This window comes from Aromatoleum evansii, assembly GCF_045689615.1.
GTDB classification, from domain to species: Bacteria; Pseudomonadota; Gammaproteobacteria; order Burkholderiales; family Rhodocyclaceae; genus Aromatoleum; species Aromatoleum evansii.
This window is the reverse complement of record NZ_CP141259.1, coordinates 2,797,739-2,816,865: the sequence shown is the minus strand read 5'-3', so window position 1 is coordinate 2,816,865 and position 19,127 is coordinate 2,797,739. Positions and strand designations below refer to the sequence as shown.

Below are 19,127 nucleotides of genomic sequence, written 5' to 3'. Positions count from 1 at the left end.
CCCTCGGCTTTCTTCAGGCCGTGCTTCAGCAACTGTTCGCGACCCGCGTCCTGATGGATGCGGGTCGCGTGTTGTCATCGAGATGTCAGGTCTCGTTCTCAGCGCGTCGAATCGAAGCTATATTCGGACATTAAACATGCTCCCTTTACGAATTCGGACGCAAGCGATGACAACCTGTCCTCCACTCGACCTGATGCAGAGCTGGGTCGCCGTCGTTGAATTTGAGTCGGTATCGCGCGCGGCGGTGCACCTCGGTGTGTCTCAGGCCGCCGTCTCGCAACACGTCCAGGCGCTCGAAGAGTTCATTGGCATTTCGCTGCTGGACCGCACGTTTCGGCCGGCGCGTCCCACTCCTGCCGGCCTGCGCCTCTACGATGACGCCTGCCGTCTGCTGGAACAGGCCAATCAGATCGTCGTCAATGCACGTAACGTGGCACGGGCGAAAGGGACGACAGTCCGTATCGGATGCGTCGATTCATTTGCCGCGACGATTTGTCCGCAACTCGTGAAAGGTCTGTCAAGTTCGTCCTCGAAAATCACCCTGTGGTCAGGCATCACTCCGGTGCTGGACGAGCAGATGAACACCCGCCAGATCGACGTGGCGATTACGACGATGGGGGCGACGAAGCGCACCGGCATCAGCCGTCAGCGACTCTTTTCCGAAAACTACTTCGTCGTCTTGCCGCGCCGCTTTCCGAGGCAGGAGACCGAGGACGTCGGTCAGCTGGCCAAGCGGCTGCAGTTCATTCGCTATAGCCTGCGCTCCAAGATCGGAGAACAGATCCAGTCCTACTTCGACGGATTAGGTGTCGAACTCGAGCGCAGCTTCGAATTCGACGCGACCGACCCCCTGCTGAGCCTGGTCGCCGCGGGGCTCGGGTGGGCGTTGATCACGCCGCTTTGCCTTTGGCAGTCGCGCCACCATCTGCCCGATGTCACGGTGCTCCCGTTGAATACCTTGCATTACGGCAGGAAGATTTTTCCGCCATTGGAACGGACCTTCTACATGCTGTGGCGACGCGACGAATTGGGATCGATTCCCAATGACATTCGAAACATCGTCTCGGAAGTCGCGCAGCGTCAACTCGCGCCTGATATTGCGCGCATCATTGGAATTCCGGAGGAGGCCCTGTTCACGTTTCCCGCGACAGGGCCCGGGGCCTCGTCTCAATAGCCCTGGAGCTTCCGGACCAGTTCTTCATCGACCTCCATCCCGTTTGCGTTCGACGCACTCAACGCCTCTGCTTTTTCGTACCCCGGTACGAAGACCTTGTATTTGCCATGAAGGCGATCGAGCTGTGTGGACAGGCGCGATGTGAAATGGGCATCGAGGACGGTCGGATTGATGGCCACGACCAACATGCCGACACGGGGGCTTTGATTGCCTTCGAGGAACGACGGGGCGTCGAGGGACCAGTTGCCGCCGGACATCGTCGCGAGTATTTCCACCATCAGCGCGATGTTGCCGCCGCGGTTGCCTCCGAACGCGAGCAATGCGCCTGTCAGCGCGGCAGTCGCATCGGTGGTCGGTTCCCCCGTCTGATCCAGCGCCCATCCCTCGGGCAAAGGCTTCCCGGCCTCGGCCGCGGCGCGGATATTGACGAACGCGGTAGCGCTGGAAGCCTGGTCGACGAGTAGCGACGGGCCGTTTTCTTGCGGCGCTGCAAACGCCAGCGGATTGGTTCCGTAGATCGGTCGGTGAGCGCCGCCGGCAGCGAGGAGCGCGTTTGCATTTCCGGCGGCCAGTGCAACCAGCCCCCGCTGCGCCAGGCGCTCGGCGAAGTACCCGAGGGCGCCGCAGGTGTAGGCATTACGCTGGGTGAACAGCGAAAGCCCCAGGGTCTTCGCCGTCGTTACCAGATCTTCGAAGGCAAGGTCGAATCCGAGATGTGCAATGCCGCGATGCGCGTCGGACGCGATGATGGCCGGTGCCGGCCGGGTCAGGCTCGGGCGCGCCGCTCCGTCGAGACGCCCCTCCGCCATCGCATCGAGGTAGTCGAAGAAATGGCGAATGCCGACGGAGGCCTGGCCCCGCGCCTCGGCCGCAACGGTCGCCGTTGCAAGCGACGTGGCGACGTATTCGGACGCACCATGCGCCAGTGCCGCCCGCTTGCACAGGTCGAGTGCAGTTTCGATACTGATGTTAACCGTGGTGGGCATGTCGGCTCCGATATGAGAGATGCTTCATGTATCCCCAGGCAAGGCAAGAGGAAGGAATTACGCCCAGATATCGCCGATCGTGTAGCCGTTGGGAAAGGGATCGGTGGGGTCGAGAACATAGGTGTTGTAGCCGTAGATCCACGCCTGACCGCCGATGGTCGGGACAACGCCGCGGTACTTGCCGATTTGTACCTCTTCGACCAGATGGCCGGTGAAGGTCGTTCCCAGTATGCCTTCATGGCGGAACGCCTCGTTCAGCTTCAATTTTCCCTTGGCATGCAGAGTGGCCATCTTCGCGCAGGTTCCCGTTCCGCACGGGCAGCGGTCGAGCGCGCCGGTCCAGGTCGCCGGATTGTCGAACTCCACCGGGCCGCTCGCCACGGTCACGACGTTCTTCCAGTCGGCGTTGGGGCTATCGGTCGGACCGGAAAGCTGGGAGATGGTGATTCCCACGCCGGGGTAATCCGGATGCTCGACCGGCAGCTGGTCCTGGGCGGCTTTCAGGATCAGGGAAGAGATACGTGAAATCTCCCGACCGTGGTCGGGTTGCAGCTTGATCCAGTCGAATTGCCGCACGTCCGCAATGACATAGAACATGCCGCCCCAGCCCACATCGACGGTCACCTTTCCCAGTTCGGGAACGTCGATCACCGCATCGAGGTGCACCGCGAATGCCGGCACATTCTTGAACGTGACTTGAACGACCTTGCCGTCGCGGCACTCGGCCTTGATGCCGATGAGGCCCGCAGGCGCTTCCAGTTGAAACTCCGTGAACGGTTCCTGCATCGGGATCATGCCGGTTTCGAGCAGCACCGTCGCGACGGCGATGGTGTTTCCGCCGCTCATGACGGGATATTCCGTCTGTTCCATGATGATGTAGCCGGCGACCGCATCGGGGTGCTTAGGCGGAACGATGAGATTGCAGCACAGCGGGGGATAGCCGCGGGGTTCGCGCAGCATGAGCATGCGGACTTGGTCGTCGTTCTTTTCGAGCCATTTCATCTGCTCGTACACGCTGTTTCCGGGGATATGCGGCACTCCGCCGGTGATGACCCGCATGGGTTCCCCAGAATGCACTTCAACTGCGTGAAAGGTTCTCTTGAATCCCATCGCATGCTCCTTCTCTGCCGGTGTAGGCGGGCTTGTTCGAACATCAAGTTAGCGGGAGGAACTATTGCAAACTCCGCGCGCGCTTTACTTTAGATCAGCATTTCTAGGACTATTCATAAGAAGCACTGATAAACAAGGTGGCGTCTCTATTCTCACCTAGATTCCAAACAATCCCGACGGCAAGGAGGTGAGATGGCTGACGAATACCCGCATTTGTTCCAACCCCTGACCTTACGCCACAAGACGCTCCGCAACCGTATCGTGTTCGGTGCGCACACGGCCAACATGGCCGAGCAGGGTCTGCCTGGAGCCCGCCACCTGGGCTACTACCTCGAGCGAGCCAAGGGCGGGGCCGCGATGATCGTCGTCGAGCCGGTCCCCGTGCATGCAACGACCGTCCTCACCCGCGGCAACTTCCGCCACGCCGACGACGTCCTTGTTCCGGCCTTCCGGCCCATCACCGAAGCCTGCAAGTCCGAAGGGGCGGTGATGATCCAGCAGCTTTACCACGTCGGCGCGCACGGGGATTTCGACAACTCCTATCGGCCCGCCTGGTCGCCCTCCGGCATGCCCTCGTATCACGATGCGGACGGCAGTCATGCCATGAGCGAGGCCGAGATCGAGGAGATCATCGAAGGCTTTGCCGAGGCGGCACGCCGAGCGCAGGAAGCGGGCTTCGACGGCGTTGAGATCTTCGCTGCGTACAACGCCCTCATCGAGCAGTTCTGGCTCCCCTGGTCCAATCGCCGCGACGACCGCTGGGGAGGCAGCTTCGAGAACCGCATGCGGTTTTCGACCGAGCTGCTGTCACGGATTCGTGACCGGGTGGGGAATGATTTCATCATCGGCCTGGCTGTCAGCGTCGATGCCAGCGTCGAGGTGGCCATGCACATCGAGTCCCTGGCCAAAATCGTTGCCTGGCACGATGAGCGTCGGCTGATGGACTACGTCACCTGCGGCACGGGCAGCTATTTCAATTTCGGCGAACTGATTCCGACCTTCCAGTACCCAGACAAGCTGGGTGCCCCGCTGGCCGAGGCGCTCAAGCGGGTCGTGGGCCACGCACGCGTGCAGGCCGAGAGCCACATTCGCACCCCGGAGAGCGCGAACTACACCGTCGCCTCGGGGCAGGCCGACATGATCAGCATCGTGCGCGGACAGATCGCCGATCCGCATCTCGCCAACAAGACTCGCGCGGGCCGTGCCGAGGACGTTCGCGGCTGCATTTCGTGCAACCAGATGTGCTGGGGGCGGCGCTCCCGCGACTATTGGATCTCCTGCCTGATCAATCCTTCCGCCGGGCGCGAGTTCGAGTGGGGCGGCGACCGCTTCACGCGGACCGCTGCGGCGCGCCAAGTCTTGGTCGTGGGCGGCGGGCCGGCCGGGCTGGAAGCCGCGCGGGTCGCCGCCGAGCGCGGTCATCGCGTGATCCTTGCCGAGGCCGGCCCATACTTGGGTGGCGCCTTTCGGCTGGCCGGCATGCAGCCGCGTCGTTCACAGATCATTGAACTGATCGACTGGTACGACCGTCAGCTCGCGAAGCTTGGCGTGGAGGTGCGTCTCAACTGCCTGCTGGACGCCGACGAGGTTAGCGCCATTGGGGTTGACGCAATCGTGCTGGCCACCGGCTCGCAGCCGACGGGCACTGGGTTCCAGCGTCAACGTCCCGCCGCCGACCGGCTGGAAGGGGTAGAGCGTTCAAATGTCTGGTCGATCGAGGATGTGATGTCGCGAACGGCGCGGCTCGGCAAGCGCGTGCTGCTGCTCGACGACACGGGAGACTGGCGCGGCGGAGGTACTGCGTGGCATCTGGCCGAACGTGGACACGAAGTCGTGATCGTGACCGCCCAGCCGATGATCGGCTACTGGATCCAGCGCACCGCCGGAGATGGGACGCTGCGCGCGCGGCTGGCACAACTCGGCGCGTCCTGGCATACAGAGTCGGTGCTCACGGCCTGGCACGGCAACGGGGCGACGCTACGCAGTCTCCTCGACGGGCGAGAAAGCCGGATCGACGCCGACGCCTTGGTATTGGCGACGACCAACGTGTCCGACGCCTCACTCGCAGAGGAGCTGGCCGACTCGGGACTGGAATTGCATGTCGTCGGCGATGCGGTGGCGGCGCGACTTGCAGTTCACGCCATCTACGAGGGCCGGGTGGTCGGCATGCAGCTCTGAAACCTCGACATCATTAATCACGAGAGAACCCCAATGCGTCTTGGATTTATCGGTACTGGCGTCATCACAAAAGCCATTGTCACCGGCCTCGTTCGTTCCAGCTTGTCGTTCGACCGGATATTCTTGTCGCCGCGCAACGCTGCGACGGCAGCAGAACTTGCTGCGCTGGACGCGCGCATTCAGGTGTGTGTGAGCAATCAGGAAGTGCTCGACTCGTCGGACATCGTAAGTATTGCCGTCGTGCCGCAAATCGTGGCGGATGTATTGCGAGAGCTTCATTTCGACGAGCGGCACCGCATCATTTCTTTTGTTCCCGGGACGCCGATCGAGGAACTGGATCGGCTGCTTCGCCCTGCGCGCAACTTTGCTCGCGCGGTGCCCTTGCCGGCCGTCGCGGATGGCAAGGGCTGTACCGCGATCTATCCGCCTGACGAGGTCGCCAAATCTCTGTTCTCTGCGCTGGGCGAGGCGGTCGAGGTCGAGAGCGAACATCAGTTCGACGCGCTACATGCCGTAACGGCGACCATGGCCAGCTTCTACGCGGCGCTGGAAGCCCAGGCATCCTGGTTGACGCAGCAGGGGCTCCCGTACAAGTCGGCACGCGCTTTTCTGTCCGGTTACAGCGTGGGGCTGGCACACGAAACGACTCAAACCGAGCAGTCGTTCCCGGAGATGATCGACTATCTCATGACGCCTGGCGGTCTGAATGAACAGCTGCATTCGGAGCTTTCCTCCCGCGGCGCGTACGCTCACTATGGAATTGCGCTCGATCGTGTGCTCGCTCGCATTCAAGGTCGGCCATGGCAGCGCTAAGAGACTCCGGATCGCAGGATCATAGATGACGGCACGAGTGCATGATCAGCGCAACGGAGCGCTGCTGGTTTTGGGTTCGGCGGCAGTGTGGAGCTTCGGAGGCGTCATTGCGCGCTTCCTGAGTGCGACCGACAGCTGGGTCGTGGTGTTCTGGCGCTCGCTGTTTGCAACCATCTTTCTGCTTTGCTTCATGCTCGGGCGCGAAGGCCTGCACCGCACAAGAGACCGGTTCATTTCAATGGGCTGGGCGGGTGTCGGTGTCGGGATGTGCTTCGCCGTCTGCTCGTCGGCCTTTGTGGTGGCACTGGCCCACACCACGGTGGCAAACGTCATGCTGATTCAGGCGGGGGTCCCCCTCATCGCCGCGCTGATGACATTCCTACTATTCGGTGAACGGGTGGGGGCTTCCACCTGGGCGGCTATCGCTGCCGTGTTGGCCGGCGTCGGCATCATGGTCTCTGCGTCCCTGGGCGGTCAGGTGTCGCCCCTGGGTGACGGGCTCGCCCTGGTAATCGCCATTGCCATCGCCACTGCCCTTGTCATCACGCGCAGGCATTCCGAGGTGCAGATGATGCCTGCTGTCTGTTTGGGAACCCTGATTGCGGGCATCCTCGCCGCGGTCATGGCACCGGGCTACGAAGTGAATGTGCGCGATGGCCTGCTGCTCTTCATGTTCGGCGCGCTCAATCTGGGACTGGGGATGGTTCTCTTCGTGAGCGGAGCGCGACTCATCCCCTCCGCGCTGGCCGCCTTGATCGGGGTGGCCGAGCCGATCCTGGGGCCGATGTGGGTCTGGCTGATCCATAGCGAAGTGCCGGGGAGCCGAACGCTTGTCGGCGGCAGCGTGGTGTTCTTCGCACTGCTTGCGCACCTTGGCTGGCAGTTCAGGCAGAGGGGGCAGGGCGCGTATTGAAGACGCCGGGCTTGGCCCCGGCTCGCTCCAGCACTTGTTGATCGATGCCGCCGAGGCGCACGTACTCGAGCTCGCGGTAGTACCAACGGCAGCGTGGGAGGATGCGGTCGATGGATTCATCAGCCGTATTTCACATCCCGGGGTAGCAAGGCCCGCCGCTGCCTTCGGGCGTCACCCAGACGATATTCTGGGTCGGATCCTTGATGTCGCAGGTCTTGCAGTGCAGGCAGTTCTGCGCGTTGATCTGGAGTTGCTCGCGACCGTCATCGGCCCTGACGAACTCATAGACGCCGGCGGGGCAGTAGCGTTGCTCCGGACCGGCATACTTCGCCAGATTGACATCGACCGGCACGGTCCAGCTCTTCAAGGCCAGATGGACCGGCTGGTTCTCTTCGTGATTCGTGTTCGAGATGAACACCGACGACAGACGATCGAAAGTAAGCTTGCCGTCCGGTTTCGGATAGACGATCGGCGTACATGTGTTGGCGGGTTTCAGGCATTCATGGTCAGCGTGGCGGTGACGCAACGTCCACGGTGCCTTTCCGCGCAGGACGAGCTGGTCGATGCCGACCATCAGCGTCCCGATGCCGAGTCCCTTCGCCATCCAGGGCTTGAAGTTTCGTGCCCGGTGGAGCTCTTCGTGAAGCCACGATGCCTTGAAAGCCGCGGCATAAGCGGCGAGCTCGTCGCCTTGACGGTTCACGCGCAGGGCATCGAAGACGGCTTCGGCAGCCAGCATGCCGCTCTTGATCGCGGCATGGCTGCCTTTGATGCGCGAAGCGTTGAGGAAGCCCGCATCACAGCCGATCAGCGCGCCACCCGGGAAGACCAGCTTCGGCAGCGACTGCAGCCCTCCGGCCGCGATGGCTCGGGCACCGTAGGATAGGCGCCTGCCGCCTACGAAGAACTTGCGGATCTCCGGATGCGTCTTGTAGCGCTGGAATTCTTCGAACGGCGACAGATAGGGATTCTGATAGGCGAGCCCCACGACGTAGCCGACCGCCACCTGATTGTTGTCCAGGTGATAAAGAAAGGAGCCGCCGTAGGTATCGGAGTCAAGCGGCCAGCCGGCGGTATGGATCACCAGGCCGGGCTGATGCATCTTCGGATCGATTTCCCACAGTTCCTTGATGCCGATGGCGTAGGTCTGCGCATCACGATCCTTGGCCAGCTCGAACCGGTCGATGAGCTGCTTGCCCAGGTGGCCGCGGGCGCCTTCGGCGAAGAGCGTGTATTTCGCGTGCAGCTCCATCCCGGGCTGGAAATTGGCCGTGGCCTCGCCCTGCTTGTTGACACCCATGTTTCCGGTGGCGACGCCTTTGACCGAGCCGTCATCGTTGTACAGCACTTCGGCAGCAGGAAAGCCTGCGAAGATCTCGACGCCGAGCTCCTCGGCCTGCGTACCGAGCCAGCGCGCGACCTTGCCGAGCGACACGACATAATTGCCGTGATTCTGGAAGCACTCGGGCAATAGCCGATTGGGCGCCCTGTAGGCCTTCTTCTCGGTGAGAAAGAGGAAGCGATCTTCCGTCACGTCCACATTAAGTGGCGCCCCGCGGCTCTTCCAGTCCGGAAAAAGTTCAGTCATGGCGATCGGGTCCATGACTGCGCCGGACAGGATGTGCGCCCCAATTTCGCTTCCCTTTTCCAGCACGCAGACGGAAATCTCGGTCCCTTCCGACGCGGCCATCTGCTTCAGGCGAATGGCCGCCGATAAGCCGGCCGGGCCGCCGCCGACGATTACCACGTCGTACTCCATGGAGTCACGAAGGCCGAATTGCGGAAGGGTCTTGTCCATCATTGTCGATCAGAAATGCAGGGAAGAGGGGCGCACATCCGTGCGGAAGTGCCTGGAACTTAGAGTGCTGCCGTGAGCTGAGGCACGAGCTCGTTCAAGTCGCCAACAAGCCCATAGTCGGCGATCGAGAAAATCGGCGCGTCCGGATCCTTGTTGATCGCAACAATGACCTTGGAGTCCTTCATCCCGGCCAGATGCTGGATTGCGCCGGAAATGCCGATTGCGAAGTAGAGCTGCGGGGCGACGACCTTTCCGGTTTGGCCCACCTGGCAGTCGTTGGCGGCGTAACCGGCATCGACTGCCGCACGCGACGCTCCGACCGCGGCATGAAGCTTCGTCGCGAGCGGCGCAAGCTGCTGCTCGAAATTCTCCCGCGATGCCAGCCCGCGGCCGCCCGCCACGACAACTTTCGCGGCGGTCAGGTCGGGTCGATCGGTGGCGAGGCTTTCCTTCGACACGACGCGGGCACGCGTGCTGCTAACGGTGACCGGCGCGGTCGCCTCAATCGGTGCAGCAGCGGCGCCCTTGCTTTGTGCCGCGAAGGACGTTGCGCGAACGGTGATGACCTTGACCGGATCCTTGGAGCGCACGGTAGCGATCGCGCTGCCGGCGTAGATCGGACGTTCGAACGTGTCAGCCGAAACGACCTTCGTGATTTCGGAAACTTGCGACACATCGAGTTTGGCGGCGATGCGCGGCAGGATGTTTTTTCCGAAAGGCGTGGCCGGTGCGAGGATATGCGTATATCCGCCGCTGATCGCGAGGACTTGAGCTGCTATGCTTTCAGCGAGTCCGCCGGCGAACTGAGCTCCGTCGGCGAGCAGGACCTTACTGACGCCCTCGACCGTCGCCGCGTCCTGCGCGGCCGCTGCGCAGCCTTCTCCCACTACCAGGACGTGGACTTCGTTACTGCACGCGACGGCTGCCGCGATGACGTTGAGCATCGTCGGGCGCAGGGCCGAATCATTGTGTTCCGCAATTACAAGTGCAACCATGACATTCCCCTGGAGTCAGATGACGTTGACTTCGGATTTCAGCTTTTGAATCAGTGCATTCACGTCGGAGACCTTGACGCCGGGCTTGCGCGCGGGCGGTTCGCTGACCTTGAGGACTTCGAGATTGGTGGCGATATCGACGTCGAGCGAATTCGCCGCGATGACGTCGATCGGCTTCTTCTTCGCCTTGACGATGCTCGGGAGGGTGACGTAACGCGGTTCATTCAGACGGAGGTCTGTCGTGACGATCGCGGGCGGAACAAGCTCGAGCGTTTCGGAGCCGCCATCCACTTCCCGCGTCACGGTGAGCAGGTCGTTCTGGTACTCGATCTTCGAGGCGAACGTCGCTTGCGGCATATCGCACAGCGCAGCGAGTATCTGACCCGTTTGGCCACAGTCATCGTCGATCGCCTGCTTGCCTGCGATGATGAGCTGAGGCTGCTCCTTCTCGACGATCGCCTTGAGCAGCTTGGCGACGGCCAGCGGCTGCAACTCAGTCTCGCATTCGACCAGGACGCCGCGATCCGCGCCGATGGCGAGGGCCGTGCGAAGCGTTTCCTGGCTTTGCGAAGGTCCGCAGGAAACCGCGATGACCTCGCTTGCAATGCCTGCTTCCTTCAGGCGAACGGCTGCTTCGACGGCAATTTCGTCGAAGGGATTGATGCTCATCTTGACGTTGGCAGTCTCGACGCCGGACCCGTCCGCTTTGACACGGACCGTCACGTTGTGGTCGACAACGCGTTTTACGCTGACTAGGACTTTCATCAATGATTTTCCTTCTGATAATCCGGGCATCCGGCGGGGAGCTTTATTGGTGCAGTGAGGCCATCACACGGGTTGGGGTGGGGGTGCTAGGTTTTGAGTTGCGAGATGGTGGCGAGGACCGCGGCGTGGGCGGCGCCCGGTTTCGCAGGGATTACTACGCTCGCGACATCCCGCAGCAGGATTCCTTCGTATTTATTCAGTTTCTGGGGCGCCGACGATTCGGCCGTCTTGACTTCACAGCCGTCGTGCAGCGAAAGGAGCATGACGAGATCGGCGGCGGGTACGGCGTTCATGCCATCCAGTACCTTGAGCATTCCTGAGGCAATTCCCTTGCGGGTCATGACGTTGAGGCAACGTGTGGGGCTGCTGCCAATGACTGCATTCAAGGGCCATTCGCCGTTGTACCGAATGACCTCCATCGGGCCGGCCCTCAGCTGACGTTCTTCGCCATCTGTCAGTAACAGGCTGCTGCCTTCCAGAAGCAGCGATGATCGTTCAATACCCTTGAACGTCGAGAAGGGGCCGCTGGCCGAGATGTCGGCGAGACTCAAGCGGTAATCCCACTGTTCAAGGTTCCGGCTGAACGAACCCGATGCGAGGACCCGCGTGATGCCCCGGCCGTTGCGCCAGGGCTCGGTCGAGACTGCAGATAATTCGAACCGAAGAACGTTTGCGAGATCCACGATGCACCTGTTCTTCAGTTCCTTGCTCAGGAAACGGCGCCCATGCCGTACTTTCCGACCAGCAGCGCGCCGCTGGCGAATCGCTCGAAGGAGTAGGGCAGCAGCGAGACGTCGGTGGGCTTCCCGAGCGCGGCTTGCGCGAGAATTTTCCCGACTGCGGGCGACAACTTGAAGCCGTGTCCGGAGAAGCCGAAGCCGACGAACAGGCCCTCGACGCCGGGCAGAGGTCCGATGACCGGATTCCAATCGGGGGTCACGTCATACACCCCAGTCCAAGACGAGGCCAATCCGGCGGTTTCAAAGCTCGGGAAGCGCTCCGCGACCTGGGCGCCCACGTCCAGGATGTAGTCGAGGGGGATGTCGCCCTGTGTCGTGTCAGGGACGTTCAGCGCATCACCGACGACGCCTTCGCTGACCAGCATCTGGTTGCCGCCGTAACTGCGGCAGTACAGCATTCCCGGGGAACCGAGATCCTTGAAAACCGGCATCGAATAGGTGTAGGGCTTGGGGCCTTCAAGAGAAAGAACCGCATGGCGTTCGGGTTTCAGGGGAATGCTTACGCCGGTCCACCCTTGAATTTCGGACGCCCAAATGTTTTGAGTGGAGATGACTGTATTGCTCAAAAAGATGCCGGCGTCCGTTTCCACTCCCGTGACCTTGCCGCCCTCAATCAGCAAGCGGATCACATTCGTGTTTTCGCGCACGGTGACGCCGCGCCGCCTCGCAGCTTTGATAAAGCTCGTCGTCGTCATGTAGGCATCGGCGAAACCCGCTTCCGGCTCGAAGCCGGTCAGCGCGGCATCGTTGAATTGGGCGATCGGCAGGATTTCTTGAGCTTCCTTCTGATCTACCAATCGCACCTCGATTCCGAGCGACCGCTGGTGTTCGATGGATTCTCGCAATGGAGAGAGCCGGTCACCTTCGGGCGCGGTGATCATGTAGCCGCATTTCACCAGGCCACACGATGCTTCCTCGTCGCCAAGGTATTCGGCGAAATTGGTGAACACTGACCAGGACTTCAGAGCGAGATCAATATTCTCCGGCACCGAATAGTGCGTGCGCAAAATTCCCGACGACTGGGAAGTTGTTCCGTTTCCGATCATGCCACGGTCCAGCACGAGCACACTTGATGCCCCGAGAGCCGCCAGGTGATAGGCGGTGGACGCTCCGATAACACCTGCACCGATTACGATCGCATCAAATGATTGCATCATGATTCCTCCAAAGACGTGATTCGAGTATATGGAGGGGGGAGGGGAGCCTCATTTCCATAAGGAAACGTGATTGTTAGCAAAAGAGGCAGTTCAGGACCAACCTACGTTGTCGCTCGTTCTGGCGTACAGTGGAATCCGTGCAGGGGCAACAACGATGAAAGATGCTGTGGGCGTCCTTGCCTCAAACGTGGGCCCACAGACGCGTTTTGGAGAATCAAGGTGAAAGGGTATTGGATCATTCTCGGTTCGGACGTCACCGACCAGGCTGCACAGCAAGAATATGGTCGGCTCTGGGCGCCAATAGGGGAAAGATATGGTGCCAGGGTCAGGAGCCTGGACGCGGGGGTCTTAGTGGAGTCCCGCTCCAGCCGCCGAGTCCTTGCTGTCGAGTTTCCAAGCTATGAACAAGCGCAAGCCTGTTACAAGGATCCGGCCTATACGCAAGCGAAGGAATTTGCTCTTCGCGCTTCGCAGCGCGAGCTGATCATTATCGAAGGCGACTTGACCTAGGGGACGTCAGCGTGCCCCGTAGCGCTGCTTTCACCGCAGCGAAGAACGGCATGCTGACGTGGGTGTGCTGGTCGGCGGCGGAATGAATGAGGTGGTCACCGGAGCGCGGCACGGCTCAGTCACAGGGCTTGGAGGCGAGGGACCGGGCAACGGCAAAGTGCCCGGGAACCTGAGTCAGGTTGTGGGTCCGGCGCAGTCGGTCTGACCCTTTCCTGGCGTTGGTGAGTTTCGACACCGCGGTGCCGGACGGATCAGTCGGCGACTGCGGCAATCACACAGACTTCGATAAGCTTTCCTGGGGATGCTAGGCGGGCTTCCACCGTCGCCCGGGCGGGCGCGTGACCGGGGGCGACCCATTGGTCCCAGATTTCATTCATGGTCTGGAAGTGCCGCATGTCGGTGATGAAGATCTGGCAAGAGAGGATGTTCTCCTTGCTGCTGCCGTTCGCGTTCAGAACATTCTCGACCTTGCCCAGCACTTCCCGAGTTTGCTCGGAAAAGCTGGCATCTGCCTTGTCGGGCACTTGGCCTGCCAGATACAGCACGTTCTGGAAGCGTACGATGTTGGACATGCGATGGTTGCCACCGACGCGGGTGATTTCGGACATGGTGCAGGGCTCCTGGTTGAAGGGTGGGCGGGTAGGCCGTCTCGAATCAGCGTTCGATCCCGGCGCGGTACTTTTGGTAGTTAATGGCCGTGACTACGGCGAGCCGTCGGATGGGCTCGGGGGGGAGCCACGTCGGGCGCTCGAAGCCCAGGGCGTCGGCGAGCTGGGGTGACTGGGCGTCGCAGGCCATCTCCCCTAACAACTTGCCGAACATGGTCCCTTTGACCATCCCGGCGCCATTGCAGCCGAGGGAGATATAGAGGCCATCCTCGACCCGGCCGAAGTAGACTGCCCCGTTACGCGTGAGCGCCGTCACGCCGCCCCATACGTGCTCGAATTCAAAGGAACGCATGTTCGGATAGCGCCTGCGATAGCAGTCTTCGAGCAGGGAACGCACTCGGTCGTTGCTCTGTTCGGACTCGTAAGAGTAGGCGCTACGCACCATGAAGCGTCCGGAACCGGTTCGGCGCAAGGTGGAGCCGAGACGATTGGCCGGGATGACTCCCCATTCGGGGCCGACGCCGAGCTTGGCCAGTTCCTCGTCCGGAAGTTCGGGTGTCAGTGCAGCGTAAGTGTAGATCGTGAATACGCGATCGCGTGCGAAGCCCAGCTTGCTGGCGAAGCCGTTGTTGGCGATGACCACCCGGTCGGCCGAAAGCGTCCTCGAGCGTGTCCGGATGCGAAAGGGTTTGCGCCTCGAGAGCGACTGGACCGGCTCGTTCTCCCACAGCGTGACATTCGAGGGGAGGTTGTCGGCCAGGCCGCGGACGAGGGCGGCAGGCTGGACAAAAATGTTGTTGTCGGAATGGTAGCCGTAGCGGTAATAGCGCGTACCGAGGGCGGACTCCAGCTCGTGCTGGTCGAGCTCCCTGTAAGGTACGCCCCATTCCCGGTAATGACTCAGGGCCTCATGAAGTCGCCTTTCGCCGTCTGCCGTTGCGGCGGCGTGGTACTTGCCGGCCGGATTCCAGCCGCACTCGATGGCATATCTGTCGACGAGCGACTTGAGCCAGTCGGCGCCCTCGTTGTAGAGCCCGATCTGCTTGCGCGCGATTTCGACGGGGCTGCCGTGGCCGGACATGCCCGTGTTGTGGGGCAGGTTGATCAGAAAACCCGAGTTACGCCCGGACGATCCTTCGCCGATGGTGCTGGAGTCGATGACCAGAACTCGTGCCCTGGGCTCGAGTTCGGCGATACGCCGAGCGGCCGCGAGACCGGTCACTCCGGCGCCGATCACGACGGCCTCGAAATGCCTCTCGTGGGGCGCTTGGGTGCGGGGCTGCCTTGGCGGCAACAGCGCGTTCCACCCGGACGAAGCCTGATAGCTGGGGTATGTGGCACGTTCCGTCATCTTTTCGATCTCTCAGTTCGCAGTCGCCTGGCTGTGCATCAGCGGAAGGACTGCGGCTGATTCTATGGAGCGGACGCGCTGGAGCGACTACGTTAAGTAGCGCTGATAGAAACGATAAGACCGATTGCAGCGGGTCCGTTGAGGGACGAAGGTTTCGTTCGCGGGCTTAGGTGCAATGCGGGGAAGTGGGGACGGACGATGCAAACGCTACACGAACGCCGGCGGCGCCAGCGGGTAGCGGGCCGGCGTTCTTGGACTTCGCCACGCCGGCCTGATGGCGGATGTGCCGATATGTGCCAGCGATGTGCAACACCTCGGGCTCTTGGATCGGTGCCAGCTTGATCGAGACTTCGTGCAATGCCCGAAGCCGTTTCCTATCCTTGTAACGCGGGGAGCGAAGAGGTCGGTTGCCGAAGGACCATTCGGGAGGGGACACAATGAAAAGGCCGAACATCAAGATGTATCGCCTGGCGGCGCTGTTCATCCTGGGGGTGCTGCTGTTCAACCATCCGCTGCTAGGCCTGTTCAATCGCCCGGTGCTGATCGGCGATGTCCCAATTCTTTACGTATATACCTTTGTGGCCTGGGCATTGCTGATTGCCCTCCTGGTGCTGGTGATCGAGCGGACGTAGCGGCTAACGGCGAGCGCGGTCCCGCTCGGCCGCCGCTCGGAGCCTGCATCTTGTCGACATGGATCATCGCGGCGGCGGTTGCCGGATATCTCGGCCTGCTCTTCGTCATCGCCTACCTGGGCGAGCGCGCCGCCGACGCCGGACGCAGCCTGATCGCCAATCCCTACGTCTACGCGCTTTCGCTCTGCGTCTGGCAGACCGCGTGGGGTTTCTATGGCGACGTCGGGCTCGCCGCCACCGCAGGCATCGGCTTTGTGCCGCCGAACGTCGGATCGTGCGTGATAGCGGCCCTGTGGTGGATGGTGCTGCGAAAGATCATCCGTATCGCCAAGGACAATCGGCTCACCTCGCTGGCCGACTTCATCTCCTCGCGCTACGGCAAGAGCCCGCTGCTGGCGGGGCTGGTGACGGTGATCGCGCTGGTCGGCGTCACGCCCTACGTCTCGCTGCAGCTCAAGGCCATCTCGATGAGCTTCGACGTCCTGCGTGACGAGGCGGACGTCCTGGCGGTCTCGTCGCAGACCGAAAGCATGTGGCACGACACGGAGTTCTACGTGACCGTGCTGCTGGCGGCCTTCACGGTGGTGTTCGGCACCCGCAAGCTCGACCTGGCCGAGCGGCACGAAGGCATGGTCGCGGCGATCGCCTTCGACTCGGTGGTCAAGCTCCTCGCCTTTATCGCCGTCGGCACGTTCGTCACATGGGGTATGTACGACGGCCCCGGCGACATCTTCAGGCGCGCGGCCGAGGTACCGCAGATGGCCGCGCTGTTCACGGTGGGCAGTGTCGAAGGCGGCGCCCACTACAGCTGGGGCTCACTTTTCTCGATCGGCTTCGTCGCCATGCTCGCAGTGATGTTCCTGCCCCGGCAGTTCCAGGTGGCGGTGATCGAGAACGTCGACGAGACGCACGTCAACCGCGCGATCTGGCTGTTTCCGCTCTACTTCTTCCTGTTCGACCTCTTCGTCCTGCCCATCGCCTTCGCTGGCCTGCTGCAGTTCGGCGTCGACAGCGCGGTGAGTCCCGACACCTTTGTCCTCCGCCTCCCCATATCCGGCGGGCAGCAGGCGCTCACCCTGCTCGTCTTCCTCGGCGGCTTCGCCGCGGGCACCGGCATGGTCATCGTCGAAACCATTGCGCTGTCGACGATGGTGTGTAACGACCTTGTGATGCCCGTCCTGCTGCGCATCAAGGCGCTACGATTGACGGAGCGAACCGATCTCTCGGGCTTGGTCCTCGCGATTCGCCGCGCCACGATCGTGGTCGGCATGCTGCTCGCCTATGTGTATTACCGGGTGGCCGCCGAAGCCTCTGCGTTGGCCTCGATTGGACTGATTTCGCTTGCCGCAGTGGCGCAGTTCGGGCCCGCGCTGCTCGGTGGCCTGTACTGGAAGGGCGGCACAAAGGCCGGTGCCATGGCGGGCCTCGCCGGCGGTTTCCTGGTCTGGGGCTACACGCTGGTGGTGCCCGCGTTCGCTCGCGGGGGTTTCCTGCCCGCGTCGCTGCTCGAACAGGGTCCGTTTGGTGTCGCGCTGCTGCACCCGCTCGCGCTGTTCGGCCTCAACGGCCTCAACGAGATGAGCCACGCGGTTTTTTGGAGCATGTTCGCCAACATCGGCGCCTACGTGGCTGTGTCGGTCCTCAGCGATCAGAGCAGCGTGGAACGGACCCAGGCAGCCTTGTTCGTCGACGCATCGACGCACGATCGCGACACCAAACGCGTTTGGGGCGCACGGGGCTCGCTGCTTGACCTGTACGCGCTCATGCAGCGCTTCCTGGGTCCCGAGAATGCCCGTCAATCCTTGACCTCCTATGCGATGCGACGCGGCCTCGACTGGCCCCGGGAGGTGGATGCCGACCTGGCGCGCTACTGCGAGGCGCAATTGTCCGGCATCATCGGCGCCGCTTCCGCGCGTCTCGTGCTCGGCTCAGTGGTCGAGGAAGAATTGTTGCGTGACGGCCTGACCGGTCTGCCGAACCGCGCATTACTGCTGACGCGTCTCGGCGACGCCCTCGACCGCCACCGGCTTGGCAAAGCGCACGGGTTTGCCCTGCTTTTCATCAGCCTGGACCGCCTCCGCCTGATCGGCGACAGCCTGGGCGCGACCGTCGCCGACGAGTTCCTGATCGCGGTCGCGCACTACCTCGGCTCCAGGCTTCGCCCCGGTGACACGGCGGCGAGGCTAGGCGGCAAAAATTTCGCGATCCTGCTCGACGAGACCAGCGATGCGGCAGAGGCGATACGCTTTGCGGAGCGGCTGCAGAACGAGCTGGCAGCCGGCTTCAACGTGGACGGGCACCCGCTCTTCTCGTCGGCGAGCGTGGGGGTTGCCTTGAGCCGGCCGGACTACGCCGATCCGGCCGACATTCTTCGTGATGCCGAGACAGCCGCGCACAACGCTGCGCGGCGGGGAGGCGCGTGCCAGGAAGTCTTTGCCGCAGACATGCGCGAGCGCGTGGTCGCCCTGCTCGACATGGAGACACAGTTGCGTCAGGCGGTGACTCGCGGCGACGAGTTCCGCGTCTACTACCAGCCCATCGTCGCCCTACCCACCGGCGAACTGGCCGGCTTCGAAGCGCTGGTGCGAATGCTCCGGACCGACGGCACGCTGGTGCCCCCGGGCGAGTTCATTCCGCTCACCGAGGAGACGGGTCTCATCGTGTCGATCGGCCGCTGGGTGCTGTCCGAGGCCTGCCGGCAAATGCAGGACTGGCATCAGCGCTTTCCGGAGTGTGCGGCGGGGAAGATCAGCGTAAACCTCGCCGGTCGCCAGTTCGCGCAGCCGGACCTGCTTGAGCAGATCCGGGCGGTGCTGGCCGAAACCGGTCTCGACGCCGGAAGCCTCAAGCTGGAGGTGACCGAGACGGTGCTGATGGAGCACGCCGAAGCAGCGGCCGCCGTGCTGGCGAAGCTGCGCGCGCTTGGAATCGAGCTCCTGATGGACGACTTCGGCACCGGTTATTCGTCGCTGTCATACCTTCACCGCTTCCCGCTCGACACCTTGAAGGTCGACGCCTCCTTCGTGCGCCGTATGGACGCGGACCGCACGGCCGACGACATCGTGCAGACCATCGTCACGCTGGCCCGCACGCTCGACATGAGCGTGATCGCCGAAGGTGTCGAGAACGCGGCCCAGCTGGCGCGGCTGCGGGCCCTGGGGGTCGACTATGGCCAAGGCTACTACTTCGGTCAGCCGCTCGACGCCGAGTCAGCCGAGCAGATGATCCGCAGTGCCCCCAGGTGGTAATCCGCGGCCCAAGGGGGATCCGAATGGAGCTGCGTGGATCTGTCCTGCGGCGGCACGGGGCCCTGGGCGGCAGATCCACGCTGCGATGCTGCCGGTCGTTCGTAAGCGTCCGCCGCCCCCACCTGTAATTTCCTGCCTGGTTTGCTGAC

At 62.4% G+C, this 19,127-nt stretch carries 16 protein-coding genes; 7 read left to right on the top strand and 9 right to left on the bottom strand.

Annotated features, from left to right (window positions below):
- The first annotated feature begins 166 nt into the window (after window positions 1-166).
- Window positions 167-1,174 (top strand): LysR family transcriptional regulator, encoded by a 1,008-nt coding sequence (locus U5817_RS13265; protein ID WP_407277623.1) that lies wholly within the window; start codon window positions 167-169, stop codon window positions 1,172-1,174.
- On the opposite strand, the gene U5817_RS13260 is transcribed toward U5817_RS13265, so the two are convergent.
- Together U5817_RS13260 and U5817_RS13255 are read right to left on the bottom strand one after the other, a co-directional pair.
- Window positions 1,168-2,160 carry an Ldh family oxidoreductase gene (locus U5817_RS13260; protein ID WP_407277622.1) on the bottom strand — a complete coding sequence of 331 codons (993 nt, stop codon included), beginning with the start codon at window positions 2,158-2,160 and terminating at the stop codon, window positions 1,168-1,170. The genes U5817_RS13265 and U5817_RS13260 overlap by 7 nt on opposite strands.
- A gap of 57 nt (window positions 2,161-2,217) precedes the next feature.
- The gene (locus U5817_RS13255) at window positions 2,218-3,270 is read right to left on the bottom strand and encodes a proline racemase family protein (RefSeq protein ID WP_407277621.1); all 1,053 of its coding nucleotides are present in this window, start codon (window positions 3,268-3,270) and stop codon (window positions 2,218-2,220) included.
- 192 nt (window positions 3,271-3,462) lie between these two features.
- Here U5817_RS13255 and U5817_RS13250 point away from each other — a divergent pair, with 192 nt between their 5' ends.
- The 3 genes from U5817_RS13250 to U5817_RS13240 are packed head-to-tail and all read left to right on the top strand — an operon-like array spanning window position 3,463 to window position 7,174.
- Window positions 3,463-5,448 carry an FAD-dependent oxidoreductase gene (locus tag U5817_RS13250; RefSeq protein ID WP_407277620.1) on the top strand — a complete coding sequence of 662 codons (1,986 nt, stop codon included), beginning with the start codon at window positions 3,463-3,465 and terminating at the stop codon, window positions 5,446-5,448.
- 33 nt (window positions 5,449-5,481) lie between these two features.
- Window positions 5,482-6,261: a pyrroline-5-carboxylate reductase gene (locus tag U5817_RS13245; protein WP_407277619.1), complete on the top strand. Its 780-nt coding sequence runs from the start codon at window positions 5,482-5,484 to the stop codon at window positions 6,259-6,261.
- A 25-nt stretch (window positions 6,262-6,286) separates the two neighbouring features.
- Window positions 6,287-7,174, top strand: coding sequence for a DMT family transporter (locus U5817_RS13240; protein ID WP_407277618.1), 888 nt, complete (start codon window positions 6,287-6,289; stop codon window positions 7,172-7,174).
- 130 nt (window positions 7,175-7,304) lie between these two features.
- Here U5817_RS13240 and U5817_RS13235 read toward each other — a convergent pair whose 3' ends face one another.
- From U5817_RS13235 to U5817_RS13215, 5 genes are all read right to left on the bottom strand, one after another.
- Window positions 7,305-8,975 carry an electron transfer flavoprotein-ubiquinone oxidoreductase gene (locus tag U5817_RS13235; RefSeq protein ID WP_407277617.1) on the bottom strand — a complete coding sequence of 557 codons (1,671 nt, stop codon included), beginning with the start codon at window positions 8,973-8,975 and terminating at the stop codon, window positions 7,305-7,307.
- A gap of 56 nt (window positions 8,976-9,031) precedes the next feature.
- On the bottom strand, window positions 9,032-9,967 hold the full coding sequence (locus U5817_RS13230; protein WP_407277616.1) for an electron transfer flavoprotein subunit alpha/FixB family protein: 936 nt from the start codon (window positions 9,965-9,967) through the stop codon (window positions 9,032-9,034).
- A gap of 15 nt (window positions 9,968-9,982) precedes the next feature.
- On the bottom strand, window positions 9,983-10,732 hold the full coding sequence (locus U5817_RS13225; RefSeq protein WP_407277615.1) for an electron transfer flavoprotein subunit beta/FixA family protein: 750 nt from the start codon (window positions 10,730-10,732) through the stop codon (window positions 9,983-9,985).
- 86 nt (window positions 10,733-10,818) lie between these two features.
- Window positions 10,819-11,415: a HutD family protein gene (locus U5817_RS13220; protein ID WP_407277614.1), complete on the bottom strand. Its 597-nt coding sequence runs from the start codon at window positions 11,413-11,415 to the stop codon at window positions 10,819-10,821.
- A gap of 26 nt (window positions 11,416-11,441) precedes the next feature.
- Complete coding sequence (locus U5817_RS13215) at window positions 11,442-12,629, bottom strand: NAD(P)/FAD-dependent oxidoreductase (RefSeq protein ID WP_407277613.1); 1,188 nt, start codon at window positions 12,627-12,629, stop codon at window positions 11,442-11,444.
- Window positions 12,630-12,695: 66 nt separating this feature from the next.
- Here U5817_RS13215 and U5817_RS13210 point away from each other — a divergent pair, with 66 nt between their 5' ends.
- A complete protein-coding gene (locus U5817_RS13210; RefSeq protein ID WP_407277612.1) occupies window positions 12,696-13,139 on the top strand; it encodes a DUF1330 domain-containing protein in 444 nt (147 codons plus the stop codon).
- A gap of 251 nt (window positions 13,140-13,390) precedes the next feature.
- Here U5817_RS13210 and U5817_RS13205 read toward each other — a convergent pair whose 3' ends face one another.
- Together U5817_RS13205 and U5817_RS13200 are read right to left on the bottom strand one after the other, a co-directional pair.
- Window positions 13,391-13,747 (bottom strand): RidA family protein, encoded by a 357-nt coding sequence (locus U5817_RS13205; RefSeq protein WP_407277611.1) that lies wholly within the window; start codon window positions 13,745-13,747, stop codon window positions 13,391-13,393.
- 46 nt (window positions 13,748-13,793) lie between these two features.
- Window positions 13,794-15,098: an NAD(P)/FAD-dependent oxidoreductase gene (locus U5817_RS13200; RefSeq protein ID WP_407277610.1), complete on the bottom strand. Its 1,305-nt coding sequence runs from the start codon at window positions 15,096-15,098 to the stop codon at window positions 13,794-13,796.
- A gap of 437 nt (window positions 15,099-15,535) precedes the next feature.
- Between U5817_RS13200 and U5817_RS13195 the strand changes: the two genes are divergently transcribed.
- Together U5817_RS13195 and U5817_RS13190 are read left to right on the top strand one after the other, a co-directional pair.
- The gene (locus tag U5817_RS13195; protein WP_407277609.1) at window positions 15,536-15,730 is read left to right on the top strand and encodes a hypothetical protein; all 195 of its coding nucleotides are present in this window, start codon (window positions 15,536-15,538) and stop codon (window positions 15,728-15,730) included.
- Window positions 15,731-15,780: 50 nt separating this feature from the next.
- Window positions 15,781-18,978, top strand: coding sequence for a sodium:solute symporter family transporter (locus tag U5817_RS13190; protein ID WP_407277608.1), 3,198 nt, complete (start codon window positions 15,781-15,783; stop codon window positions 18,976-18,978).
- Window positions 18,979-19,127 lie beyond the last annotated feature (149 nt).

Bases quoted from the DNA above. Each gene is read 5' to 3' on its own strand.
- U5817_RS13265 (WP_407277623.1), top strand. From the start codon at position 167: ATGACAACCTGTCCTCCACTCGACCTGATGCAGAGCTGGGTCGCCGTC.
- U5817_RS13260 (WP_407277622.1), bottom strand. From the start codon at position 2,160: ATGCCCACCACGGTTAACATCAGTATCGAAACTGCACTCGACCTGTGC.
- U5817_RS13255 (WP_407277621.1), bottom strand. From the start codon at position 3,270: ATGGGATTCAAGAGAACCTTTCACGCAGTTGAAGTGCATTCTGGGGAA.
- U5817_RS13250 (WP_407277620.1), top strand. From the start codon at position 3,463: ATGGCTGACGAATACCCGCATTTGTTCCAACCCCTGACCTTACGCCAC.
- U5817_RS13245 (WP_407277619.1), top strand. From the start codon at position 5,482: ATGCGTCTTGGATTTATCGGTACTGGCGTCATCACAAAAGCCATTGTC.
- U5817_RS13240 (WP_407277618.1), top strand. From the start codon at position 6,287: ATGACGGCACGAGTGCATGATCAGCGCAACGGAGCGCTGCTGGTTTTG.
- U5817_RS13235 (WP_407277617.1), bottom strand. From the start codon at position 8,975: ATGATGGACAAGACCCTTCCGCAATTCGGCCTTCGTGACTCCATGGAG.
- U5817_RS13230 (WP_407277616.1), bottom strand. From the start codon at position 9,967: ATGGTTGCACTTGTAATTGCGGAACACAATGATTCGGCCCTGCGCCCG.
- U5817_RS13225 (WP_407277615.1), bottom strand. From the start codon at position 10,732: ATGAAAGTCCTAGTCAGCGTAAAACGCGTTGTCGACCACAACGTGACG.
- U5817_RS13215 (WP_407277613.1), bottom strand. From the start codon at position 12,629: ATGATGCAATCATTTGATGCGATCGTAATCGGTGCAGGTGTTATCGGA.
- U5817_RS13205 (WP_407277611.1), bottom strand. From the start codon at position 13,747: ATGTCCGAAATCACCCGCGTCGGTGGCAACCATCGCATGTCCAACATC.
- U5817_RS13200 (WP_407277610.1), bottom strand. From the start codon at position 15,098: ATGACGGAACGTGCCACATACCCCAGCTATCAGGCTTCGTCCGGGTGG.
- U5817_RS13195 (WP_407277609.1), top strand. From the start codon at position 15,536: ATGAAAAGGCCGAACATCAAGATGTATCGCCTGGCGGCGCTGTTCATC.